Source organism: Campylobacter concisus, assembly GCF_902460545.1.
In the GTDB taxonomy this organism is placed as follows: domain Bacteria; phylum Campylobacterota; class Campylobacteria; order Campylobacterales; family Campylobacteraceae; genus Campylobacter_A; species Campylobacter_A concisus_AE.
Map to the genome: position 1 here is coordinate 171987 of NZ_CABPUE010000001.1, position 6866 is coordinate 178852.

The following is a 6866-nucleotide window of genomic DNA, read 5'->3' on the forward strand; positions in this document are numbered from 1 at the left end:
AGGTGAGAATTTCTCTTTTTATATTTAAAAGTTATGAAACCTATTTTTTACTAATCTTTCTTTTTACATATTAAAATAAAATTATTCTAGTATTCAAAGCCATAAAGCAACGCTTAGAAACAGCTAAGAGCGTAAGTAAAATAGAGGCACGCAAACTCTTTACTGAAACAAAAGACGACCAAATGCTTCGTGTGGCTTACTACTGGGTATCTCAAGGGGCTTATGACAACTGCAAAGACCTACCATTAAACAAGTGCCCTATAACTCATCTAAACCACGATACAGCAAATCGTATGTGGTGGGCTGTAAGAAACCATCTAGGATATAAGGGAGAAAACAACACTCACGGACTATACGTATTACGCCATACAGTGGCTTCTAGATTAGTGAGTTTGAAGGGGTTTAATGCACATAAACTGATGGCTTTTATGGGTCATACAGATATTAAAAGTAGCTTACACTAAGTTCATCTCAATGTTGATGATATACGTGATGGTGTGGGGGTTGGTGCTTAGTAAAAAGATGGTAAAAGTAATGGGCATTTGGTTGCGGAGGACGGATTTGAACCGCCGACCTTCGGGTTATGAGCCCGACGAGCTACCACTGCTCTACTCCGCGATAAGCATTATTTTGGATTTAAAAGTGGATGGGGTAAGAGGATTCGAACCTCTGAATGACTGGACCAAAACCAGTTGCCTTACCGCTTGGCGATACCCCAATGTTTTTAAGAGTTGTAATTATATAGATTTTAATGTGCTTTGTCAAGACTTTTTAGAATTTTAATAAAAATTAAAATTCTAAAATTAAAGCAATTTATGACTTTAGCTATAAAATTTCTCTTTGTCCTTTTGCATTCACTGGGCTTAAAACACCCATTTTCTCCATTTGTTCAATTATATTTGCAGCTTTGTTATAGCCTATTTTTAGACGTCTTTGCAAGTAGCTTATTGAAGTTTTTTGCTCACTCAAGATGATCTCTTTTGCCTCTTCATAAAGCTCATCGAGCTCATCTTCTCCCAGCGCTCCAGCAGCCACACTTCCACTAGAGCCTTCTTCTACTAAAAATTTCTCGTCGTAGATAACTTCTTGTTGCTCTTTTAAGAAATTTACGATCGTCTCTATCTCTTTTTCACTTGCAAAAGGCGCATGTAGCCTGATCACTCCAGGACTTCCAGGAGGCGTAAATAACATATCACCGCGCCCTAGCAAGCTCTCGGCACCCATTTGATCAAGAATAACCTTGCTATCGATCCTCTGCCCTACCCTATAGCTTATCCTACTTGGTAAATTTGCCTTTATGAGGCCAGTCACGACATCAACGCTTGGACGCTGGGTTGCCACTATCAAGTGTATGCCGCTAGCCCTTGCCATCTGTGCTAGACGGCCGATATAAAGCTCCACGTCTTTGCCACTAGTCATCATCAGATCAGCAAGCTCGTCGATGATCACAACTATATACGGAAACTGCTCACCGCCCTCCTCTTTCATCTTTTCATTGTAGCTCTCTATATTTTTTGTGCGAGTTTGGCTCATTATCTTGTATCTTCGCTCCATCTCAGCGACCATATTGGCAAGTGCAGTGATCGCCTTTTTAGCCTCTGTAATAACTGGAGTTAGAAGATGTGGGATATCGTTATATATGCTAAATTCAAGCATTTTTGGATCGATCATCATTAGACGCAAAGTTTGTGGGCTATTTCTATAAAGCAAGCTCAAAAGCATCGCGTTTATACCCACACTTTTGCCAGATCCTGTAGTTCCAGCGATAAGTAAATGAGGTAGTTTTTTAAGGTCGGTCACAAAAGGAGCACCAACGATATCTTTGCCAAGCGCCATAGTTAGCGGGCTACTTGCATTTTTAAAGACTTCGCTCTCTAAAATTTCTTTTAGGTATATAGTTTCTAAATTTTGATTTGGCACCTCGATGCCTACGACATCTTTGCCGGGAATCGGCGCTTGGATACGGATCGTTTGAGCCTTTAGTGCCATCGCTAGATCATCTTGAAGTGTTAAAATTTTACTTACCTTGATATGTGGAGCTGGACGAAACTCAAATGTCGTGACGATAGGTCCAGTATAAGTTCTAACCACATCGCCGTCTATTTTAAACTTACGGAGTTTATCAAGCAAATTAGAAATTTGCTGATCGATTTCAGTTTCATTGACACTGTGCGAGCGTTTTGGCGGATCGTTTAAAAATTTAAGCGGTGGCAAGACAAAATTCTTTGGCTTTTCCACATTTCCTCGCTCTATTTGATCAAGTAACTTCTTATTTTCAGCCACTTCGTTTAAAATTTCAACTCCGTTTATAATTGAGGCTCTGCTCTCTTTTTCTGGCTCAGGCTCTAGCTCTTCATCTAAATTATGTTCATCATCATTTAGTACCTGAGCTTCTATAAGCTCTTCTTCTTTTATATCATTATTCTTTTGTCTTTTGCGTTCGATTTTTGGAAGTTGCTTTTGTTTTATCTCTTTTAAATTTCTCTCTTCATGGACTTTTATCTCTTTATCTACAAAAGCCTTTCTTAAAACAATGATAAAATTTTCTCTAAAAGCAAGCCCAAGTGAGATAATAAACATCATAAGTATAGCAACCGCAGTGCCGATAGAACCGATCACCTCTTTTAAGGCACTAACTATAAAATTTCCAATTATACCGCCATTTACACTTGAAGCACTCAAGGCTTGAAACATCAAAAAAGCTACAAAAAATAGAAAAATTCCTACCAAAAACTGAGTAAAATCAAAGTCAAATTTCTTAAAATTTTTATAGACAAAATAGCCCAAAATGATCAATAAAAATGGATAAACATACGCGATAAGTCCAAAATATTTGATATTTAAAATACCAAGGCTTTGTCCAAGCGAGCCAACAAAATCAGCAGTTGGAGCAGCTGTAGCGATACCAAAATATATAAAAATGCAAACAAAAATTGTAAATAAGATATGTCGTAAAATTTTAGATCCTTTATAAAAAAGGCTTATTATAGCACGCTTGAGTTTAATTTTAAAAAATCAGCAAGCTAGGTGGCCTGCTGATTTAAATTTTAATTTAAATAATTTAGCAAGCTTAGTTGATTTATCTTTGCGCTCGCTTGTAGGGTTGCTTGATAAGATAGTGAAAGCTGCGTAAATTTCAGATATGACTCCGCGTAGTCTGCGTCAATTACATCATTTTTAACAGTTTGCACATTCACTTTCATTACTTCGGCTCGCTCTTTTGTAGCTGTTAAAAGTCTTGATTGAGAGCCGATCTTTGTAAGCTCTTTATTTGCATGATCTATTAAATGATCAAGCCTTTGCAATGCGCCTTGCATGCCAGTATTTCGTGGATCATTACTATTTGCATCAGCTCTATAATATCCCTTTCTAACAGCCTCAATCATATTATCAAGGTCTTGAAAAACGCTCGTACTTGGCTCATCAATAGTTAAAGCGTTATTTTCGTTAAAGCTAAAGACAGAACCCTTTCCTTGAGGGTGTCCAGCATTACCAGCTGTATCTCTGCCAGTGCTATCGCCATCAAATTTATCGCTATTTTTTGCATCATGCATAGTTACTTCTATGTTTGTTACTGATTTTGTCTTATCAGTTAAAACCATTCTGCCACGATCATCTAAAGTTGTCTCTACCGCGCCCTTTGTTTTTGATAAAGCCTCTTTATAGGCATTATAGTTTTGATCTCTTTTTACTTTTTCTATATCTGTATCAAAATTTGCGTTTTCTGCATATGGAGGGTTTGGAATATTATCGCTTGCTGCCATAGCAACGATATCCATGAGCTGCCTATAAGTAAAATCGCTAGCGTAAGTTCTGTAACTTCCAAACTCATCTGAGTTATAAACGGTTAAATTCCTAGGTGCAGAAGGCGTGCCACCTGGTGGTGTAGATGTTATTTCAAATTGCACTGGAGTATTTGTGCCTCCTGCTGTACCCATTTTTACCTTTATGTCATATTTTGTGCCGGTGATTGACTTTACTTGTAAATTTATCTCTTGGTTATCGATATTAAAAAGCTCTCTCTTTCTAGCATCGACATCTTTTGGATATAAATTTCTATCGTAGCTCTCTTTTGTACCAGAAACTTCGCTTAGCTTTGTCTGATCTGTTGCATATTCGCCCGTTCTTCTAGCTACTTGAGGTAAATTTGCGATTAGCTCATTATCCTTTCTCTCAAATCTAACCTTATCATAGTCAAATGCATTTGTCGCATTTCCATCTTTATCGGTATATTTGCTCTTTATAAACTCGGTGATATGAACCGTTTTTGGAACATTATTTGCCATTGTTTCAAGATCTTCAAGAGAATTTACCGCATCAAGCGCGTTGTTTTGAGCGATTGCACCGCGATTTGGTGCTACTGATGTGGCTGCAACCATATGAAAGTCAATAGTTTGATTGCCTTTAGTAAGATCTTTTATATTAAATTGTCCATCGTTATTTATGCTTACATCAACAACCTTTGTTGTTTTTGTATTACCAAATTCCATGCCAATTTTTTCCATAAGCCCAGCCATTGTTGTATTTGCACTCATCTTAAATTTGCTAGTAAATGTCGTGCCGTCTGGCTTTTTGCCTTGCATGAAAAAATATGTATCCGGAAAATTTACATTTGAATTATCTAAAAAATCATAATCCGGATTTATTGTTCCATTGTAAGAGCCGTCACTTCTAACCACTGAATCACTAGCGTAATTTAGTCCGATCATATTTTTTATCTTGCTGTTATCGTTTAGAAATTTTGGCGCATAGGCGATGTCGGTTCTAGTTTGATCAGCCAAACGAACATTTGTAGTCAAAATTTTACTGTAATCACCGTCTTTTCCTAAAAATAGATCATATCCTGGGATATTGTAAGGAAGCTCAACCTGAGCGCCAGCTGATGTTTTCATATAGTCACGGTTACCTTGATACTTTCCTGCACCATCTATTGGCTTTGTATCAACAGCGCTTCCAGAAAACAAAAACTGCCCATTAACCGAAGTGTTTGCAATATTTACAAGGTGATTTTTTATGCCTTGAAGGTCATTTGCCAAAGCTTCTAGCGATGTCTTACTATGCACGCTGCTAGCTGCTTGGACTACTTTTGTCTTAAAATTTTCAAGCTGTTTTTCAAACTCTTGCAATGCATTATCTGTATTTTTTGAGAAATTTACAGATTTACCAGTGGCATCAACTACTTGAGTGAGAGTAGTCGCTTCATAATCAAGCCTCATCGCATCATTATAAGTCGCAGCACCATCGTATGGATCTTGAATTTTCAAACCATTTGAGAGCTGCTTGTAGCTTTTATTTACACCAGTCATATTTTTTTGGTAATCATGTAAAGTCTGACTAAAACGTAGTTGGTTTGTTATTCTCATAATTTTTTCCTAAATTTTTATTCACTCTAAGCAAAAATGATTCCGCTTGTTTTTATATCGGTAAAAATCTGATTTTTTTTAGCACAAAAAGTTTATTGTATAATCCAATAAAAATTTATATATAAAATAGGTAAGAAAAATGGCACTAAAAATTCTCTTTTCTCCAAGCGAAAGTAAAATTTCTCTAAATATGAATAATAAATTTAATGGCAAGGATTTGATATTTCCAGAGCTTTTTGACAAAAGAGTTGAAATTTTAAATAAATACGATGAGTTTTTAAAAAACGCAAATTTAGACGAGATAAAAAAGCTTTTTGGGCTAAAAGAGCTTGAAGAGAGCAAGCAGCTGCGAGAAAGCCTATCTCAAAAAGGCAGCATAAAAGCTATCTTAAGATATGATGGCGTAGCTTATAAGCATCTAAACTATCGTGGTTTAGACAATGAGGCGCAAAAATATATAGATAATAATGTTTTAATATTTTCAAATTTATTTGGGCCTATCTTAGCAAAAGATGAGATACCAGAGTACAAACTAAAGCAAGGTGAAAAGCTAGATGGCTTTGAAATTTCAAAATTTTATGAAAAAAATTTTAGTAAAGCGGTTGATGATTTTTTGCAAAATGATGAAATTTTAGACCTTAGAGCTAAGTTTTATGAAAAATTTTACACTATAAAAAAAGAATACATAACTTTTTGTTTTGTAAAAAATAAAAAAATAGTGAGTCATCACGCAAAAGCGTATAGAGGCGAAGTCTTGCGCCAAATAGCAAATAAACTTATAAAAAATAAAGATGAACTAATGAGCTTAAATTTTAAAAATTTAAGGCTTATTGATATGAAAAAGATTGGGCTAAAGATCGAGCTTATGTTTGAAATTTGCGAGTAAATTTTTAAAAAAATTGCATTTTTTGTTAAAAAAACGTAAAAAAGAGCTAAATTTAGGGAAAAAGTATTGTATTTTTTTTTAAAAGAGTGTAATATAGCCACATAACTTCTTAAAAGGATGGTTCATGAAAAAAGCTGAATTTATTCAAGCTGTTGCCGATAAGGCTGGTCTTTCAAAAAAAGATACTCTAAAAGTTGTTGATGCTACTTTGGAGACAATCCAAGCAGTTCTTGAAAAAGGCGATACAATTAGCTTTATAGGCTTTGGTACTTTCGGTACTGCTGACAGAGCTGCAAGAAAAGCTAGAGTTCCTGGAACTAAAAAAGTTATCGATGTTCCTGCTAGCAAAGCAGTTAAATTCAAAGTTGGCAAAAAACTTAAAGAAGCAGTTGCTGCTGGTGCTGCTAAAAAAGGTAAAAAGAAATAATTTTCTTTTTAGGGGAGCAAGTCTCCCCTTTTTTCTTTCTTCTCACAAATCTAAAATTTCAATCTTAACTTAGCCCGAGTGGTGAAACTGGTAGACGCGCCAGACTCAAAATCTGGTAAGGGCAACCTTGTGTCGGTTCGAGTCCGACCTCGGGCACCATTATATACCTAAATACTTTCTAAATTTATCC

Annotated in this window: 4 protein-coding genes and 3 tRNA genes; 3 read left to right on the forward strand and 4 right to left on the reverse strand. The window is 35.9% G+C overall.

Annotated elements, in window-relative coordinates:
• Positions 1 to 543: 543 nt before the first annotated feature.
• From FZ949_RS00825 to FZ949_RS00840, 4 genes are all read right to left on the reverse strand, one after another.
• Positions 544 to 618: transfer RNA gene (locus FZ949_RS00825), tRNA-Met, on the reverse strand.
• Between the two features lie 25 nt (positions 619 to 643).
• Positions 644 to 718 (reverse strand) — tRNA-Gln (locus tag FZ949_RS00830).
• Between the two features lie 107 nt (positions 719 to 825).
• Positions 826 to 3006, reverse strand: a complete 2181-nt coding sequence (locus FZ949_RS00835; RefSeq protein WP_410369079.1) for an FtsK/SpoIIIE family DNA translocase — start codon at positions 3004 to 3006, stop codon at positions 826 to 828.
• 41 nt (positions 3007 to 3047) lie between these two features.
• The gene (locus FZ949_RS00840; RefSeq protein ID WP_148790004.1) at positions 3048 to 5363 is read right to left on the reverse strand and encodes a flagellin N-terminal helical domain-containing protein; all 2316 of its coding nucleotides are present in this window, start codon (positions 5361 to 5363) and stop codon (positions 3048 to 3050) included.
• Positions 5364 to 5502: 139 nt separating this feature from the next.
• Between FZ949_RS00840 and FZ949_RS00845 the strand changes: the two genes are divergently transcribed.
• From FZ949_RS00845 to FZ949_RS00855, 3 genes are all read left to right on the forward strand, one after another.
• A complete protein-coding gene (locus tag FZ949_RS00845; RefSeq protein WP_148790005.1) occupies positions 5503 to 6249 on the forward strand; it encodes a YaaA family protein in 747 nt (248 codons plus the stop codon).
• A 124-nt stretch (positions 6250 to 6373) separates the two neighbouring features.
• The gene (locus tag FZ949_RS00850) at positions 6374 to 6676 is read left to right on the forward strand and encodes an HU family DNA-binding protein (RefSeq protein WP_012001719.1); all 303 of its coding nucleotides are present in this window, start codon (positions 6374 to 6376) and stop codon (positions 6674 to 6676) included.
• A 72-nt stretch (positions 6677 to 6748) separates the two neighbouring features.
• Positions 6749 to 6835 (forward strand) — tRNA-Leu (locus FZ949_RS00855).
• Positions 6836 to 6866: the final 31 nt, after the last annotated feature.

Bases quoted from the DNA above. Each gene is read 5' to 3' on its own strand.
- FZ949_RS00840 (WP_148790004.1), bottom strand. From the start codon at position 5,363: ATGAGAATAACAAACCAACTACGTTTTAGTCAGACTTTACATGATTAC.
- FZ949_RS00850 (WP_012001719.1), top strand. From the start codon at position 6,374: ATGAAAAAAGCTGAATTTATTCAAGCTGTTGCCGATAAGGCTGGTCTT.
- FZ949_RS00845 (WP_148790005.1), top strand. From the start codon at position 5,503: ATGGCACTAAAAATTCTCTTTTCTCCAAGCGAAAGTAAAATTTCTCTA.